We start from the raw sequence: 16,902 nt of genomic DNA, 5'->3' as shown, positions 1-16,902 counted from the left end.
GGCGCGCAAAGATCCTCATGGTCGACGACCGCCCCGAGAACCTGCTGGCGCTGGAGGCGATCCTCGGGTCGCTGGACCTCGACCTGGTGCGCGCGAGCTCGGGGGACGAGGCGCTGCGCGCCCTGCTCAGGGACGAGTTCGCGCTCATCCTGCTCGACGCCCAGATGCCGGGCATGGACGGCTTCGAGACGGCGACCCGGATCAAGCGCCGGACCCGCACCAAGGACGTCCCGATCATCTTCCTGACGGCCGTCGACAAGGACCTGAGCAGCTCCTACCGCGGCTATGTGGCGGGAGGTGCCGACTACCTCTCCAAGCCGTTCGACCCCTGGATCCTGCGCGCGAAGGTCCAGGTCTTCGTGGACCTGTGGGTGGCCGGGCGCGTGCAGGCGGAGCAGGCCGCCCTGCTCCGGGACCGCTCTGCGCCCGACCCGGCGCGCGACGCCGACGTGAGGGACCGCCTGGCCCGCCTGGAGGAGGCCTTGCGCGACCTCGAGTCGGAGGTGGCGGGCACCTCGCCCGGCGGGGTGGCGGCGCTGGCCAGGGTTCGCCACGAGGTCGAGGCCCTGCGCGGCAGGCTCGTTGGGGAGCCGGACCGACTCCCGGAGCACGAGGCCGAGGGTGCAGCCGAACGGCTCGGTTGACTAGGCCCCGTCGAGGAGCGGGCTCAGGTGGACGGTCGTCAGCGCCCGGGCGGCCTGGGCGGCACCCGCCGACAGCGCTGCCCCGGGCCCGGCACCGTCCAGGGTCGCGTGCAGGAACCCGGCCATGAACGCGTCGCCGGCCCCGTTGGTGTCGACGACCTCGGCCACCGGCGCGGCGGCGATCCGGTGGACGGCCCGGTCCCGGTCGACGGCGATCGCGCCCTCGGCGCCGAGCGTGCACACGGCGACCTCGGCGCGCTGCTCGACCAGGCTCCGCAGGAGGACGAGCGGGTCGGGCAGCTTGTCGGCGTTCATGAACACGTAGGACGCCGCGTCCCGGAACGGCTGGTGGAACTCCGTGACGCCGTCGTAGTCGTGCAGGTCGGTCCACAGCGGGACTTCGCTCCCGCGGAGCTCCTCGACCAGGTCCCGCGAGCGGGAGGAGAGGTCGACCACCAGGGCCTGCGCCCCGGGCAGTGCCCCCCGCAGGGCGGCCGGGGCGGGAGCCGGCACCGTGGCGGGGACGTCCAGGTAGAGCGAGACGCGTTCGCCACCCGGCCCCATCAGGTTCAGGTGGCGCTCGCTGGGGCCCTCGACCACCTCGGCCGAGACCGCGACCCCAGCTGCGGCGAGCGACTCGAGGATCGTGTCGGCCACCGGGTCGGTGCCCACGACGGTGTGCAGGACCGTCGTACGCCCCAGCTCGGTGAGGTGCAGCGCCTTCCCCGCCGATGTCCCGCCGAGGGTCAGCCGGTCGTCCCGGGCGAACTCCATGTGCGGGACGGGGCGGGGCAGCGCGTCGAGCCACACGACGTGGTTCCAGGACGTGGGGCCGCACACGATGACGTCGGGCAAGGCTTCCTCCACGGTGTCCGCGCCGGTCGGTCGCCGGCGTCGATGCCGAGAAGGGTAGACACCGCTCGGGACGGCCCCCGGGACCAAGTCCCCTAGGCGCCCCCACGCCCCGCGCCGAGGCTGGAGGAGCAGCGGGGGTCAACGCGAAGGGACGGACAGCCGTGGGCCAGCAGACCCAGGACCAGACCAGCACGACCTCGCCCGCCGGGGCAGCATCGGTGGCCCGGTTGTTCTACGACCGGGTCGCGGCGACGCCGGACGCCGAGGCCTACCGCTATCCCACGGCGCGGGGTTGGGAGTCGGTCACGTGGGCCCAGACGGGCGAGACGGTGCGGACCCTGGCCGCGGGGCTGCTGGCGCTGGGCATCGGGCGCGAGGAGCGGGTGGCGATCGCGAGCAGTACCCGGGTCGAGTGGTTGTACGCCGACCTCGCCGTCACGTGTGCGGGCGCGGCCACCACGACGGTCTACCCGACGACGGGCGCCGAGGACGTCGGCTTCATCCTGGCCGACAGCGGCTCCCGGATCGTCTTCGCCGAGGACGACAGCCAGGTCGAGAAGCTACGCAGCCAGCGCGAGCGACTGCCCGACCTGGTCCGGGTGGTCACCTTCGACGGCACCGCGGACGGCGACTGGGTCATCGGGCTCGACGACCTGCGGGCGCTGGGGGAGCGGCACCTGGCCGAGCACCCGACCGCGGTGGACGACGCGGTGGCGGCGGTCCGTCCCGAGGACCTGGCCACACTGATCTACACCTCCGGCACGACGGGCCGTCCGAAGGGGGTCGAGCTGCCGCACCGGTGCTGGACCTACATCGGCACCGGCGCGGAGAGCCTCCACATCCTGTCGATCGACGACCTGCAGTACCTCTGGCTGCCGCTGTCGCACTCGTTCGGCAAGATGCTGCAGGCGGTGCAGCTGCAGATCGGGTTCCCGACGGCCGTGGACGGCCGGGTCGAGGCGATCGTGGACAACCTCGCCGAGGTGCGGCCCACGTTCATGGCCGGGCCCCCACGGATCTTCGAGAAGGTCCACGGCAAGATCGTCCAGACGATGGAGGAGGAGGGCGGTGTCAAGGGCTTCCTCTTCACCTGGGCCTTCGGGGTCGGTGACCGGGTCTCCCGGGCCCGGCTCGAGGGTCGGCGGCCGGGAGCCGTCGTACGCCTCCAGCACGCGGTCGCCGACCGGCTGGTGCTCTCGAAGATCCGGGACCGCCTCGGCGGCCGGATCCGCTACCTGATCTCCGGCAGCGCGGCGCTCTCCCCGGACGTGGCCGCCTGGTTCCACGCCGCCGGGATCCTCGTGCTCGAGGGGTACGGACTGACCGAGAGCAGCGCCGGCGCGTGCCTCGTCCGTCCCCAGGACCCGGTGTTCGGCCGGGTCGGCCCCCCGATCGACGGCACGGAGGTGAGGACCGCCGACGACGGTGAGGTCCTCCTGCGAGGACCCGGCATCATGCGCGGCTACCACCACCTGACCGAGGCCACGGCGGAGGTGCTCAGCGCCGACGGCTGGTTCGCCACCGGCGACATCGGCGAGATCGACGAGCGCGGGCGGCTGCGGATCACGGACCGCAAGAAGGACCTGTTCAAGACCTCCGGCGGCAAGTACATCGCGCCCCAGTCCATCGAGATCCTGTTCAAGGCCGTCTGCCCGCTGGCCAGCCAGATGCTCGTGCACGGCGACGGCCGCAAGTACGCCACCGCGCTGATCAGCCTGGACCCGGAGGCGCTGGCCCAGTGGGGGCGGGCACAGGGCCTGCCGGACCAGGACTACCAGCAGCTCGCGACCAGCCCCGCGGTGCGCGCGTACGTCCAGGGCTGCGTCGACGAGGTCAACGGCCGGCTCAACCGCTGGGAGACGATCAAGGACTTCCGCATCCTCGACCACGACCTGTCGGTCGAGGCCGGGGAGCTGACGCCGAGCATGAAGGTCAAGCGCAAGGTCGTGGAGGCGGCGTACCGACCGCTGCTCGACGAGATGTACGCCGCCTGAGCGCGGTCAGGCCGGGACCCGGGCGAGCTCACGCAGCGCCGTGGCGGTGGTCTCGTCGGTGGGGTAGAACGTCTCGATCGCCAGTTCGGCGACCGTGACGTCGAGCGGGGTCCCGAAGACGGTGGTCGTGCTGAACAGCGACAGCTCGACGTCGCCCACGCGGCACCGCAACGGCACCACCAGGGCGTCCCGGTGCCGGCTGCCGTCCGCCGACCCGGGCAGCCCGCGGAGCTCCTCCAGCAGGGCCGCCAGCGTGGGGTCGCCGGTGGACTGCGCCTGTCGCTCGAGCCGACCGAGGAGGTGGGCGCGCCACTCCGCGAGGTTCGAGATCCGGGGAGCAAGACCGTCGGGATGCAGGCTGAGCCGCAGCACGTTCGCCGGGGGCTCGAGCAGGTGCTCGGCCACCCCGTCGAGGAGGACACCCGTGGCCCGGTTGGCGGCGACCAGCTCCCAGTGCCGGTCGACCACCACCGCCGGGTACGGGTCGTGCGCGTCGAGGATCCGGTTGATCGCGTCGCTGACCGCCGCCATCGGTGCGTCGCTGAGCCGGTGCTCGGGGTACGCCGGTGCGAACCCACCCGCCAGGAGCAGCTCGTTGCGCTCGCGCAGGGGGACGTCGAGGCTCTCCGAGAGGTGCAGGATCATCTCGCGGGTGGGCCGCGAGCGGCCGGTCTCGACGAAGCTGAGGTGCCGCGCCGACACCTGGGAGCTGAGCGCGAGGTCGAGCTGGGTGAGGCGCCGGCGCTGGCGCCAGCCGCGGAGCAGGTGGCCGACCGGCGGCCGCTGCTGGTGAGCGATCGTCATGGCCCGATTCCATCGCACCGGACGGCGCGGCGCGATGACCTCCCAGGTAATCGACCGGCCACCCGGCGTCGGGCCACGATCTCGGCACGACCGGCGCAGCGGGCGCCGCACCTACCGAGGGAGTGACATGACCGACTTCACCCAGCTGGTCCGCGACTACATCGACGCGTGGAACGAGACCGACGAGGCCGCCCGCACGGCGGTCGTGACCCGCCTGTTCGCGCCGACCGGCCGCTACGTCGACCCGCTCGCCGACGTCCAGGGCCCCGAGCAGATCGCCGCCACCATCGGCGCCGTCCAGGCGCAGTTCGCGGGGATGGTCTTCAGCCTGCACGACGACGTCGACGCCCACCACGGCCAGGCCCGGTTCCGCTGGGGACTCGGGCCGGCCGGGGCGGAGCCGGTGGTCATCGGCTTCGACGTCCTGCTGACCGACGCGGAGGGCCGTATCGAGGCCGTCCTCGGGTTCCTGGACCGGGTCCCGGCCGCGCTGTAGGTCGCCGGCCTCCCACGGGATGGCTCGTGCGGCGCCCGTCAGTACGGCGTCGTACGAGCCATCGCGAGCGCGCGCTGCATCGAGAAGGGGTCCGTCTGCATGTAGAGCCATGGGCGCCCGAACCAGAGGTAGCCGTCGACGTGGGCGCGGGCCTGCGCGCGCTGCTGCGCCGGGAGGCCCCAGCGGCGGGCACCCACGTGCGTCGTGGGTGGGATCCCGAGCGTCACGCACCGCCGCTCCTCGGGGGTCGAGCACACGGTGGCATTGTTCGGGTGGGACCCGCGGTAGTCGGAGAACTCGAACGGGCGGCCGTTCTCGGCGGTGTCGACGACGAAGTGCTTGCCCGGCAGGCCTCGGCGCGCCAGCTCCGCCACGACGCGGGTGCCGTAGGCGATGTTGTCCGCGGTCGAGGTGTAGTGGGTGGCGTTCAGCGCGAAGCCGCGCACGTGCTGGACCCCGGCCCGCTCGAGGATCGTCGCCGCGATGTCCGGCCGGCCCGCCGGCCAGTCCGAGGCGCCGGCGTCGATGTAGGTCGAGGTGTGCGCCAGACGCCCGAACCGGGCGGCGGCGTACGCGATGAGGCGCGACGGCAGCAGCGATCCGTGCGGCGCCTTGAGGGCCAGCGGCCCGTCGGGCTGCAGGACGATGGCGGCATGCGTGTCGTCCCCGACGGCGGCGGCGAAGGCGTCGATCCAGGCCTTGTAGGTGCGCCGCTCGCGGCGCGTGGGCAGCCGGTCGTCGACCTCGGCCTCCCAGGGGACCATCCGGAAGACGGTCATCTGCACGAGGACGTCCGGGTCGCCACCGGTGGCGTTGTCGATGTAGGTGTGGACCTTCTGCCCGATCTGGGCCGGGGTTCCCGACCAGGCGCCGAACCACTTCGCCTTCGGCCGCAGGGCGATCTTGGCGAGCAGCTCCTTGCGGCGCCCGGTGGCGTTCACCCACGGCTGCCAGGCCTGTTCCTGCGGCCCGAGGTAGACGCCCCAGGGGTGCCCGGCCAGCGGATTGGCCTCGGTCGTCCGCGACGTCGGGTCGGCAGACGGGCGTCCGGTGGCGGCCGGGCCGTCCAGCACCACCAGGAGCGCGACCAGCCCGAGCAGGCAGGCGAGCGTCCGGTGGGCGCGGGCGAGCGGTCGGTGGGGCGGTGCGGCGCAGAAAGGCATCGTCGGTCCTGGTCCGGGGGAGTCGTCGCCCCGAGTATCGGCCGTCGGACGGGCGAACGTGAGCGATCCCGAGGAACCGCTCCGGCGCTGTGCGGCGAGTGGCCCCTAGGCCGAGGAGACGACGGCAGGGCGGTCGTCGACCACGGTGACGGACAGCTCTGCCCTCGCCTCGCGTGCCACGAGGATCGGCAGGTAGGCCCGCACCCGGGCACCGTCGAGGTCCGCATGGATGCGGTCCACGCACTCCCGGACCCGGTCGTCGGAGATGTCGGGGAACGCCCGGCACAGGGATGCCACCACCTGGTCCATCGCCTGTCGCTCGTCCGCGTGCACACGACGATCGTCCCCGTGCCGGGTCGACTCCGACTCATCCGTGGGGAATGAGATCCGGGTGCCCGGCGCGTGTCCGGGCGTTGCCCCGAGAGGAGCCGGGACGCCCGGAGACGCGAAGGGAGGGCCCCACCGGGTGGGGCCCTCCCTTCGGTCGAGGAGCGGTCAGCTCGCGGTCAGGACAGGTCGAACCGGTCGAGCTCCATGACCTTCGTCCAAGCAGCCACGAAGTCGCGCACGAACTTGTCCGTCGCGTCCTCGCTGGCGTAGACCTCGGCCAGCGCGCGCAACTGCGAGTTCGAGCCGAACACCAGGTCGACGGCGGTGGCGGTCCACCGGAGGTCGCCGCTGGCCAGGTCCCGGATCTCGTAGACGTTCTCCTGCGACTCCGACACCTTCCACTGCGTGCCCGGGGCCAGCAGGTTGGAGAAGAAGTCGTTGCTCAGCACGCCCGGCCGGTCGGTGAGGACGCCGTGCTTCGCGCCGCCGACGTTGCCGCCGAGCGCCCGCAAGCCGCCGACCAGGACCGTCATCTCCGGAGCGGTGAGGCCGAGCATGTAGGCACGCTCCACCAGCAGCGTCTCCGGGTGCAGCTTCTCGCCGGCCCGCAGGTAGTTGCGGAAGCCGTCCGCACGGGGTTCGAGCACCGCGAACGACTCCACGTCGGTCTGCTCCTGGGTCGCGTCGGTGCGACCCGGGTGGAACGGCACCGTCACGTCGACCCCGGCGTCCCTGGCGGCCTTCTCGACCGCCGCGGAGCCCGCGAGGACGATCAGGTCGGCGAGCGAGATCTTCGCCCCGCCCGCCCCGTTGAACTCGTCGCGGATGCCCTCGAGCGCCTCAAGGACGGTGGCGAGCTGCTCGGGCTGGTTCACCTCCCAGCTGCGCTGCGGCTCCAGCCGGATGCGTGCACCGTTGGCACCGCCGCGCTTGTCGGTGGACCGGAAGCTGGCGGCCGAGGCCCACGCGGTCGAGACGAGCTGCTCGACGGTCAGGCCGGACTCGAGCACCTTCGCCTTGAGCGCAGCGACGTCCGCGTCACCGACCAGGTCGTGGTCGACCGCCGGCACGGGGTCCTGCCACAGCTGGGCCTCCGGGACCCACGGTCCGAGGAAGCGGCTGACCGGTCCCATGTCGCGGTGCAGCAGCTTGTACCAGGCCTTGGCGTAGGCCAGCGCGAACTCGTCCGGGTTCTCGAGGAAGCGGCGCGAGATCTTCTCGTACGCCGGGTCGACCCGCAGCGAGAGATCGGTGGTCAGCATCGTGGGGACGTGCTTCTTCGACGGGTCGTAGGCGTCGGGGATGATCGGCTCGGCGTCCTTGGCGACCCACTGCTTCGCGCCGCCCGGGCTGGTGGAGGGCTCCCACTCGTAGCCGAAGAGGATCTCGAAGTAGCGGTTGCTCCACTCGGTCGGCCGGTCGGTCCAGGTGACCTCGAGGCCGCTGGTGATCGTGTCGGCACCCTTGCCGGAGCCGTGGGTGCTCAGCCAGCCGAGACCCTGGCTCTCGAGGGGAGCTGCCTCCGGCTCGGGGCCGACGTGGTCGTCGGCGACACCGGCGCCGTGGGTCTTGCCGAAGGTGTGGCCGCCGGCGATGAGGGCGACGGTCTCCTCGTCGTTCATGGCCATCCGGGCGAAGGTCTCCCGGATGAAGTGCGCGGCCGCGCGCGGGTCACCGCTGCCGCGGGGGCCCTCGGGGTTGACGTAGATCAGGCCCATCTCGGTGGCGCCGACCTCGGGCGCCATCTCGGCGTCACTGACGTACCGCTCGTCACCCAGCCAGTCGTCCTCGGGGCCCCAGATGATCTCCTCGGGCTCCCAGACGTCCTCGCGACCGAACCCGAAGCCGAAGGTCTCGAAGCCCATCGACTCCATGGCGACGTTGCCGGCCAGCACCAGCAGGTCGGCCCACGAGATCTTCTGGCCGTACTTCTGCTTGACCGGCCACAGGAGGCGCCGGGCCTTGTCGAGGTTGGCGTTGTCCGGCCAGCTGTTGAGCGGGGCGAAGCGCTGGCTGCCGTCGCCGGCGCCGCCGCGCCCGTCGTGGATCCGGTAGGTGCCGGCGGCGTGCCAGCTCATCCGGATCATCAGGCCGCCGTAGTGGCCGAAGTCGGCGGGCCACCAGTCCTGGGAGGTGGTGAGGACGTCGATGATGTCGCGCTTGAGCGCCTCGACGTCGAGCTTCGCGAACTCCTCGGCGTAGCTGAAGTCCGCACCCAGCGGGTTGCCCTTCGGGGAGTGCGCGTGCAGCACCGACAGGTCGAGCTGGTTGGGCCACCAGTCCTTGTTGGTCCGCGGACGGCCGCCCGTCTTCGGCGTCGGCGAGTCGATCGCCGGGTTCTCGCTCTCGCTCCCGCTCGCGGTCGCCGAGTCGTGGGCGACCGGGCACCCGCTCGCCTCCGTGCGACCTGCGCCCTGGGCGCTTGCGTGCGGAGCGTTGGGGTCCTGGCTGTCAGTCATGTGCTTCCTTCCGGACGATCACTGAGGGGTTGGGACTGAGGAACAGGGGGGGCACAGGCCCCAGTAGGTGACCTCGGCCTCGTCGATGACGAAGCTGTGGTCCTCCACCGCGTCGAGACAGGGTGCTGCACCCACGGCGCAGTCGACGTCGGCGATGACGCCGCACGACCGGCAGACGACGTGGTGGTGGTTGTCGCCGACCCGGGCCTCGTAGCGGGCGACCGAGCCCGAGGGCTGGATGCGACGCACCAGGCCGGCTGCGGTGAGCGCCCGGAGCACGTCGTACACGGCCTGGTGCGACACGTCGCCGAGCTCGGCGCGCACGGCGCCGATCAGCGTGTCCGTGTCGGCGTGCGGGTTGTCGTGCACCGCCGTCAGCACCGCCACTCGCGGGCGGGTGACGCGGAGGGCGGCGTCGCGCAGCATGGGCTCGCAGTCCGGCCGCTCGCAGTCCGGCGTGGTGGGCATGGCCGGAAGTATGGTGCGCTTTCTGGAATCGATCAAGATTGACGCGCCGGGTGCACGCCAGCCGGGTGAACTGACTCCGGGCATCAGAGCCCGTGCGCGGCGAGGATCGCGGGCACGTCGCTCCGGGCGCCACGGGCGGTCGCGGCGGCGAACACCTCCGGGTCCAGCCGGGGCCGCACCATCTGGTCGCGGACCATCATCAGGTGGAAGAAGCCCGCCGTGTCGTCCATCAGCGTGCCGGCCGCCGCACCCACCAGCTCGGCGGCCTCCTCCCACTCGTTGCGACAGGCGGCCGCGCAGGCGAGCGCGAGGAGGCAGTCCGCGTCGGCCACCCGGCCCTCCGCCTCCGCGCGAGCGCGCGAACGACGCAGCTGGTCGACGTAGTCCTTGCCCTCCACGACGAGGGCGAGCGCGCTCCAGTACATCGTCAGCCAGTTCTCGCGCAGCCCGGTCGCCGCGAGGTCGCGCAGCTGCGCGTCCATCAGCCGGCGCAGCAGGGGTGCATCCCGGTCCACGAGGGCGAGCAGGCTGGCGGCCCAGTGGCAGAGGTAGCGGTCGTAGTCGCGCGCGCCCACGGTCGCCACGACGTCGCGGGCCTCGTCGGTCAGCTCCTCGCACGGCCCCTGCATGCGGACCGTCACCAGGCGGTAGCCGCGCGCCAGCCGGGCGAGGCCGGGCTCGCCGATCTCGTGGGCCCGCTGGACAGCCACCTCGAGCCTCCGGGTCGCGCGGGCGGGATCGTCCAGGTGGACCAGCGCCTCGTAGACGAGGACGACCACCGAGGCACCCGGGTCGTCGAGCCGCTCGGCCAGCCGCGCCGCCCGGGTGGCGGCCGCACGCATGGTGCGCGGTTCACCCGCCCCCAGGGCGACGTCGGCCGACAGCAGCAGCGCCCAGAGCCGGTCCGTGGCGTCGAGGTCGCTCCCCAGGAGCTCGCCGACCCATCGGCGGCCCTCGGCGTAGGAGACCGCGTTGCGCCAGAGCATGCTGATCGCGAGCGCGACGTCGACGGCGCCGGTGAGGTCGCCGCAGGCCAGGCTGGCCTCGAACGCCAGGCGGACGTTGTCGAGGTCGTCGCGGCTGCGCGCGGCCAGGGAGGTGGAGAGCCAGGCACCCGTCCGCGACGTCGCCGACGCCCGGCCCACGACATGACGTCGCAGCAGCTCGACGACCTCGTCGTGCCGGCCGGACTCGGCGAGCCGTTGGGCGGCGAAGAGCCGGATCGTCTCGAGCAGGCGGTAACGCCCGCTCGACCGCTCGTGCACGACGAGGCTCTTCGCGACCAGGTCGCCCACGACGTTCGTGACGACGGCGGGATCGGCCCCACCGCTGACGGCGACCACGGCGTCGAGGTCGAACGACGACGGAAACACCCCCAGCCGGTCGAAGACGTCCCTGTCCCGGTCGGAGAGCAGCCGGTAGCTCCAGTCGATCGTGGCCGCCAGCGCCGAGTGTCGAGCGCCGGCGCGGGGCCGGGCTCCCGCCAGCAGGGTCAGCCGGTCGTCGAGCCGCCGGACCAGCTCGTCGAGGCTCAGGTGCCGCAGCTGTGCGGCCGCCAGCTCGATGGCCAACGGCAGGCCGTCCAGCCGCGCGCAGAGCAGGGCGACCCTCGGGTCGTGGACCTCCGCGACTTCCGCACCGGCCGCGGCCGCCGCCCGATCGACGAAGAGCTCCGCGGCGCCCGAGCCCAGCGAGCCGATCGGGTGCACCGCCTCTCCGTCGACCCGCAGCGGTTCGCGGCTCGTGACCAGCACACGAGCCTCGTCGCCGGCGTCGAGGATCGCGTCGACGAGGTCCGCGCTCTCGTCCAGCAGGTGCTCACAGTTGTCGAGGACGAGCAGCACCGGCCTCGGTCCCAGCGTCGCCGCGAGCGCCGAGGTCCGGACCGCTCCCTCGCCCTGCACCCCGACCGCCTCGGCGACGGCCCTGGTCACCTCGTCCGCCTCGCGGACCGGCGCGAGCTCCGCGAGGACGACCTCGGCGTCGGAGCCGTCGTCGGTCTGCACCGCTCTCGCGTGCGCCAGGGCCAGCGTGGACTTGCCGGCACCGCCCGGCCCCGTGATCGTGACCACCCGGTGCCGCGTCAACAGGTCGGCAACCTCGTCGAGGTCCCGGCCCCGACCGATCAGGCGGTTCCGCGCGGCGGGCAGGACCGGTCGCGCCGGCAGCGAGTCCCCGGCGGTGCGCGCCCCGGCGGGCATCGCCTCGGCCTGCGCACGGAGCTGTCGCGCGGCCTCGGACGGCTCGACACCGAGCTCGTGATCGAGGACCTGTGCCATCCGGTCGAGGGCCTCGATGGCGTCGTGCCGTCGCCCCTGCCGCAGCAGGTCACGGACCATCTCGACCTGGGCGTCCTCGTCCAGCGGGTCGTCGGCCACGAGCGCGTCGTACCGCCCTGCCGCGCGCAGCACCTCCCGGTGCAGCAACCGGAGCCGGGCTCGAGCCTCCTCCGTCCACGGCTCGTAGAGGTCGTCGGGCAGCAGGGTGCCGGCGTACAGGGCGGCCGCGGCGGTGGCGGGCCTCGTGTCCCCGGCGCCGCGGGCCGCGAGGGCAGCCCGCTCGAAGGCCGCGACGTCGGCCTCGAGGTCGACGTCCGGGAAGAGGGCGACGGTGCCCTGGGCCACCACCACGCTGCGTGGCTCCCCGAGGGTGGCGCGTGCGTAGTGCGCCGCCGTGTGCAGCCGCGCTGCGCCGGTCTCGGGCGGCACGTCCGGCCACAGCGCATCGATGACCTGGTCGCGGTGGAGGCGGTGGGCCGGCTGCAGTGCCAGCAGCTTGACCAGCCGGCTGGCCGACTGACGCGGCCAGCCCCGGGCAGGCACGGACCGGCCGTCGACGACGACCTCGAACCGACCGAGCAGCCGAATCCCGACCCGCATCACCCTCACCCGGCAGCCGGTGCGGGCGGACCCCGCGCCGGCTGCTCCCATCCGACCACCTCGGGGAGGCACAGCCAAGGTCCACAGGGCCGCAGGTCCTCCTACGCCTCGACGGCCTCGCACGGACCGTCCAGGTCGTCCAGGCCGTCGAGGGCCGCCACCCGGCAGGCCAGTGCCACCACGGCACGGCGGTGCACGCGCGGCGGGTCGAGCAGCCGCAGCGGCCCGTCACCCTCCAGCAGGCCGTCGGCCAGGACCAGGTGGACGCCGAGCCGGGCGACCATCCGCCGGGACGCCTCGTTGCCGGGCAGCACCGAGGCGCGGACCCGACGTACGCCCCGCGCCGCGGCGACGGTCGTCACCGCGTCCAGGAGCATGGTGCCGATCCCGGCGCCGTGGAACGCGTCGGCGACCTCGAACGCGACCTCGGCGACCCCGGCGTCGTCCAGCAGGTAGCGCCCGATCCCGACCGGACGGCTGCCGATGACGGCCGCCCAGGCCACGTGGCGGTCGCCGTCGACATCCGCGAGCGCGGCCACCACCGTCGACGGCAGGCGGGTCATGGGCGTGAAGTAGCGCAGGGCCCTCGAGCCGGGGGACATGCCGTCGAAGACCGCCTCCAGCGGCTCGGTCTCGCCCCGTCGAAGCGGCCGCAGGGCGACGGCGCCGCCGTCGGGGAGGGGGACGGGGACGTGCTGGTCCGTCAGCCGCGACGTGGTGCGGCGGTGCAGGTGCCACGCGATGGCCATGACAGCTCCTTCAGGTGCGGGCGGCGAGGACCGCCGCGAGGGTGAGGTACGACGCGAGGCCGGCGGCCACGGCGACGAGCAGCGACCGACCGCGGTAGGCGAGCCAGAGCCCGAGGCCGACGGTGAGGGCGGCGATGGCCGGCGCGGTCACGGAGGCACCGGTGAGCGAGGCGTCCCGGTGCTGGACGACCGTGCCAACGGTCGTGGCGGCGAGCACCGCCATGCCCGCGCGGCCTGCGTGGACGGTGACCCGGTCGGGGATCCGGGCGGCGCCGAGGAGCGGGAGGATGCGCAGCAGCAGGCTGCCGGCGCCCACGAGGAGCACGGCCAGGGCGACCGTCATGACGTCACCGCCCCGGCGATGCCGCGGCCGGTCGCCAGGTCGGCGACGAGGCCGCCGGCGGTGCCGGCGACAGCGGCGGCGACGAGTGCCACGCCGGCCGACAGTGGCGCCGTGAGGACCGCGGAGAGTCCCGCCGCGGCCGAGGCCACCAGCACCGGGCGGTGCCGCAGCTGGGTGGCGACCGTGCAGCCGAGCACCAGCGCCGGCACCAGGGCGGCCGCTGGGGCGCCGCTCAGGACGTCCCCGCTCAGCGCGCCGGCGGTGACCATGGCGGGCCAGGCGACGAAGAGCGTGAGACCGGCACCGAGGTAGAAGCCACGCCGGCCGGTCTCCCGTGCCCGGGCCAGGGCCCACGGCGCATCGGTGAGCAGGACCCCGGCGAGCAGCCGCTGCGAGAGCGTGGCCGCCGCCCAGTCCGGCGCCATCGCCGTGGAGTACGCCGACAGCCTGGTCTGCACCAGGAGGCCGGCCGCGGCTGCCGCGACCCACCCCGAGCCCTGCGCCAGCGCGTCGAGCGTGACGAGGTGGGCGGCGCCGCCGTAGATCGTCCAGGTCGAGAGCCAGGCCGCGAGCGGGTTGTCACTGGCCGCCACCGCCGCTCCCACCAGCAGCGCGAACGGCGCGTACGCCAGCAGCAGCGGGAGCATCGCCCGCGCCCCTGCCACACCGTCCCGGTCGAGCGGGGTGGCTGGTCGGGACACCGCGGCCGTCCTCGTGGGGGAGGAGCGCCGGACCTCGTGGTCGAGGGCCCGGACCACGTCCTCGGTCACGTCGTCGTGCATCGCGGCCTCCAGGTCATCGGGGTGATGACCTCGAGGTTGCGACGGCGGGCTTCCCGCAACCTTCCCCGGGACGAGTGCGGGGGACGGGCGCGGGGAAGGTCGACGAGCGACCGACCTGCCCGGGACGCACGAAGGGCTCCCACCGATCGGTGGGAGCCCTTCTTCGTGGTGTCCGAGGGGGGACTTGAACCCCCACGCCCTAATACGGGCACTAGCACCTCAAGCTAGCGCGTCTGCCAATTCCGCCACCCGGACGAGTGCGGTGGAACAGTAGCAAAGGCCGGGCCGAATCCTTCAATCGGGTGCCCTCGCCCGCGGGTGTCAGGATGGGGCCATGGCTGCTCACACAGGGGACACCGAACAGGCAGGGCAGGACCGGGCCCACGACCCGGCCGGCGAGGTCGTCGAGCTGTGCCGCGACCTGATCCGCATCGACACCTCCAACTACGGTGACGAGGACGGGCCGGGGGAGCGGAAGGCGGCGGAGTACGTCGCAACGCTGCTCGACGAGGTGGGTATCGAGTCCCGCCTTTACGAGTCCGAGCCGGGTCGGACGTCGGTCGTCGCGCACTGGGGCGGAGGCTCGACCGGCTCGAGGCAGGACGCGCTGCTGCTGCACGGCCACCTCGACGTCGTACCGGCCGCCGCCGAGGACTGGCAGGTCGATCCGTTCTCCGGCGAGATCCGCGACGGCTACGTCTGGGGCCGCGGGGCGGTGGACATGAAGGACTTCGACGCGATGCTGCTCTCCGTCGTGCGCGCCCGCGCCCGCGCGGGACGGGTCCCCGAGCGCCCGGTCGTGCTCTGCTTCACCGCCGACGAGGAGGCCGGAGGCCACAAGGGGGCCCAGGTGCTCGTGGAGGACCACCGCGAGGAGCTGGAGGCCTGCACCGAGGCCGTCGGCGAGGTCGGCGGTTTCAGCGCCACCGTGCGGGGCCGCCGGATGTACCTCATCGAGGCCGCCGAGAAGGGCATGGCCTGGATGAGGCTGACCGCCCGCGGCCGCGCCGGCCACGGGTCGATGATCAACCGGGACAACGCCGTGACCGAGCTCGCCTCGGCGGTGGCCCGGATCGGCGCCCACGAGTGGCCGGTGCGCCTGACGCCGACCATGAAGACGCTCCTGGCCGCCGTCGGCGAGCTGGCCGGCACCGAGGCCACGCCCGAGAACGCCGAGGCACTCGTCGAGGAGTTCGGGGGAGCGGCGCGGATGCTCGGTGCGGTGCTGCGCAACACCACCAACCCGACCATGCTCGGCGCCGGCTACAAGGTCAACGTGATCCCCACCGAGGCGACCGCGCACGTGGACGGCCGGTTCCTGCCCGGCTTCGAGGACGAGTTCTTCGACACCCTCGCCGAGCTGTGCGGCGAGCACGTCAGCATCGAGTACGTGTCCAACCAGCAGCCGTGGGAGACGCCGTACGACGGTGACCTCGTCGACGCGATGAGCCGCTCGCTGCTGGCCGAGGACCCCGACGCGATCGTGGCGCCTTACCTGATGAGCGGTGGCACCGACGCCAAGCACTTCAACAAGCTCGGGCTGCGGTCCTACGGGTTCGCGCCGCTGCGGCTGCCCGCCGACCTCGACTTCACGGCGCTGTTCCACGGGGTCGACGAGCGGGTGCCGGTCGACGCGCTGGAGTTCGGGGCGCGGGTGTTCGACCGGTTCCTCGACCAGGTCTAGCGACTCGCTCCACACGCGGATTGGTCCCCAACCGCATCGATCCGGGCCCCGGACATGCGGTTGGGGACCAATCCGCACCCTTCAGGCGGTGCGGACCGCCCGGATGATCTTGCGCCGCAGCACCACGCGGCGGGTGCCGTCGGCGCCGATCCGCACCCGGTCCAGCTCCCAGCCGCCGTGCTCGGCGCGCTCGACGAGCAGCTTGGTCACCACGTTGCGCGGGAACTCGCGGGAGAACGTCACCCGGTCGAACTCCCACTCCACCCCCCGGCCCGGGGGTCGACGGAGGACGCGGCCGCTCATGTCAGTCCCCGGACACGTCGTCGAGGGCCTCGACGATCTCCGGCGGCAGGGTGAGCTCCTCGACCCCGAGGGCACCCTTGAGCTGGGTGGCGGTGCGGGCGCCGATGATCGGGGCGGTGACGCCGGGGCGGTCCCGCACCCAGGCGAGCGCCACCTCCAGCGGGGTCCAGCCGAGCCCGTCGGCGGCCCGCGAGACCGCCTCGACGATCTGGCTCGAGCGGTCGCTGAGGTAGGGGTTCACGAAGTTCGCGAAGTGCGACGAGGCGGCGCGGGAGTCCGACGGCGTGCCGGTGCGGTACTTCCCGGTGAGCACACCGCGGCCGAGCGGCGACCACGGCAGCACGCCCAGCCCCAGCGCGGCAGCGGCCGGGAGCACCTCCTGCTCGACCGCACGGTTGAGCAGGGAGTACTCCACCTGGGTCGAGGCCAGCACGGCCCGCCCGGGCACCGCCCGCTGCCAGGTGGCCGCCTGTGCGGTCTGCCACCCGGAGTAGTTCGAGATGCCGACGTACGACGCGCGCCCGGACGTGACCGCGAGGTCGAGCGCCGAGAGTGTCTCCTCGAGCGGGGTGTCGTCGGACCAGATGTGCACCTGCCACAGGTCCACGTGGTCGACGCCGAGCCGGCGCAGCGAGGCGTCGAGGCTGGTCAGCAGGTGACCCCGTGAGGTGTTGTACTGGCGCCCGCCACGGCTCGCGCTGATGCCGGCCTTGGTGGCGATGACGATCTCGTCGCGGGGGACCACGTCGCCCACGAGGCTGCCGATCAGCTCCTCGGACGCACCGCCGCCGTACCCGGCCGCGGTGTCCAGGAGCGTGCCGCCGTGCTCGACGAAGGCGATGAGCTGGTCGCGGGCCTCGTGCTCGTCGGTGTCACGCCCCCACGTCATGGTCCCGAGGGCGAGGCGGGAGACCCTCAGACCGGTGGCGCCGACGGACCGTTGCTGCAT

16 protein-coding genes and 1 tRNA gene are annotated in these 16,902 nt (G+C 73.3%); 4 read left to right on the top strand and 13 right to left on the bottom strand.

What is annotated here, in order from left to right; translation table 11 throughout:
- Nucleotides 1–17: 17 nt before the first annotated feature.
- The gene (locus tag ACZ43H_RS07910) at nt 18–644 is read left to right on the top strand and encodes a response regulator (RefSeq protein ID WP_464589158.1); all 627 of its coding nucleotides are present in this window, start codon (nt 18–20) and stop codon (nt 642–644) included.
- On the opposite strand, the gene ACZ43H_RS07905 is transcribed toward ACZ43H_RS07910, so the two are convergent.
- Nucleotides 645–1,499 carry a carbohydrate kinase family protein gene (locus ACZ43H_RS07905; protein WP_464589156.1) on the bottom strand — a complete coding sequence of 285 codons (855 nt, stop codon included), beginning with the start codon at nt 1,497–1,499 and terminating at the stop codon, nt 645–647.
- Between the two features lie 161 nt (nt 1,500–1,660).
- On the opposite strand from ACZ43H_RS07905, the gene ACZ43H_RS07900 reads away from it, so the two are divergent.
- Entirely contained in the window at nt 1,661–3,493 is a 1,833-nt protein-coding gene (locus ACZ43H_RS07900; protein ID WP_464589154.1) for an AMP-dependent synthetase/ligase, read from the top strand.
- A 6-nt stretch (nt 3,494–3,499) separates the two neighbouring features.
- On the opposite strand, the gene ACZ43H_RS07895 is transcribed toward ACZ43H_RS07900, so the two are convergent.
- Nucleotides 3,500–4,297, bottom strand: a complete 798-nt coding sequence (locus ACZ43H_RS07895; protein ID WP_464589152.1) for a helix-turn-helix domain-containing protein — start codon at nt 4,295–4,297, stop codon at nt 3,500–3,502.
- 127 nt (nt 4,298–4,424) lie between these two features.
- On the opposite strand from ACZ43H_RS07895, the gene ACZ43H_RS07890 reads away from it, so the two are divergent.
- On the top strand, nt 4,425–4,793 hold the full coding sequence (locus ACZ43H_RS07890) for a nuclear transport factor 2 family protein (RefSeq protein ID WP_464589151.1): 369 nt from the start codon (nt 4,425–4,427) through the stop codon (nt 4,791–4,793).
- Between the two features lie 38 nt (nt 4,794–4,831).
- Here ACZ43H_RS07890 and ACZ43H_RS07885 read toward each other — a convergent pair whose 3' ends face one another.
- The 9 genes from ACZ43H_RS07885 to ACZ43H_RS07845 form a co-directional block, all read right to left on the bottom strand.
- Nucleotides 4,832–5,956 carry a glycoside hydrolase family 6 protein gene (locus tag ACZ43H_RS07885; RefSeq protein ID WP_464589149.1) on the bottom strand — a complete coding sequence of 375 codons (1,125 nt, stop codon included), beginning with the start codon at nt 5,954–5,956 and terminating at the stop codon, nt 4,832–4,834.
- A 105-nt stretch (nt 5,957–6,061) separates the two neighbouring features.
- Nucleotides 6,062–6,289 (bottom strand): three-helix bundle dimerization domain-containing protein, encoded by a 228-nt coding sequence (locus tag ACZ43H_RS07880; RefSeq protein ID WP_464589147.1) that lies wholly within the window; start codon nt 6,287–6,289, stop codon nt 6,062–6,064.
- A gap of 173 nt (nt 6,290–6,462) precedes the next feature.
- Nucleotides 6,463–8,745 carry a catalase/peroxidase HPI gene (gene katG / locus ACZ43H_RS07875; RefSeq protein WP_464589145.1) on the bottom strand — a complete coding sequence of 761 codons (2,283 nt, stop codon included), beginning with the start codon at nt 8,743–8,745 and terminating at the stop codon, nt 6,463–6,465.
- An 18-nt stretch (nt 8,746–8,763) separates the two neighbouring features.
- Complete coding sequence (locus tag ACZ43H_RS07870) at nt 8,764–9,213, bottom strand: Fur family transcriptional regulator (RefSeq protein ID WP_464589143.1); 450 nt, start codon at nt 9,211–9,213, stop codon at nt 8,764–8,766.
- Nucleotides 9,214–9,296: 83 nt separating this feature from the next.
- Complete coding sequence (locus ACZ43H_RS07865; RefSeq protein WP_464589142.1) at nt 9,297–12,143, bottom strand: AfsR/SARP family transcriptional regulator; 2,847 nt, start codon at nt 12,141–12,143, stop codon at nt 9,297–9,299.
- A gap of 50 nt (nt 12,144–12,193) precedes the next feature.
- Nucleotides 12,194–12,841: an N-acetyltransferase family protein gene (locus ACZ43H_RS07860; protein ID WP_464589140.1), complete on the bottom strand. Its 648-nt coding sequence runs from the start codon at nt 12,839–12,841 to the stop codon at nt 12,194–12,196.
- A gap of 10 nt (nt 12,842–12,851) precedes the next feature.
- The gene (locus ACZ43H_RS07855) at nt 12,852–13,184 is read right to left on the bottom strand and encodes an AzlD domain-containing protein (RefSeq protein WP_464589138.1); all 333 of its coding nucleotides are present in this window, start codon (nt 13,182–13,184) and stop codon (nt 12,852–12,854) included.
- Nucleotides 13,181–13,966, bottom strand: coding sequence for an AzlC family ABC transporter permease (locus ACZ43H_RS07850; protein ID WP_464589136.1), 786 nt, complete (start codon nt 13,964–13,966; stop codon nt 13,181–13,183). Before ACZ43H_RS07850 ends, ACZ43H_RS07855 begins: the two co-directional genes overlap by 4 nt.
- Nucleotides 13,967–14,132: 166 nt before the next feature.
- Nucleotides 14,133–14,221: transfer RNA gene (locus ACZ43H_RS07845), tRNA-Leu, on the bottom strand.
- Between the two features lie 79 nt (nt 14,222–14,300).
- Here ACZ43H_RS07845 and ACZ43H_RS07840 point away from each other — a divergent pair.
- Entirely contained in the window at nt 14,301–15,650 is a 1,350-nt protein-coding gene (locus tag ACZ43H_RS07840) for a M20/M25/M40 family metallo-hydrolase (RefSeq protein ID WP_464589134.1), read from the top strand.
- 81 nt (nt 15,651–15,731) lie between these two features.
- Here the strand turns inward: ACZ43H_RS07840 and ACZ43H_RS07835 are convergent, their stop codons facing one another.
- Together ACZ43H_RS07835 and ACZ43H_RS07830 are read right to left on the bottom strand one after the other, a co-directional pair.
- Nucleotides 15,732–15,953 (bottom strand): DUF5703 family protein, encoded by a 222-nt coding sequence (locus tag ACZ43H_RS07835; RefSeq protein WP_464589132.1) that lies wholly within the window; start codon nt 15,951–15,953, stop codon nt 15,732–15,734.
- 1 nt (nt 15,954) lies between these two features.
- Nucleotides 15,955–16,902 (bottom strand): aldo/keto reductase, encoded by a 948-nt coding sequence (locus ACZ43H_RS07830; protein ID WP_464589130.1) that lies wholly within the window; start codon nt 16,900–16,902, stop codon nt 15,955–15,957.

It is taken from the genome of Nocardioides sp. DN36 (assembly GCF_055380375.1).
This window is presented reverse-complemented; position numbering and strand designations above follow the sequence as displayed.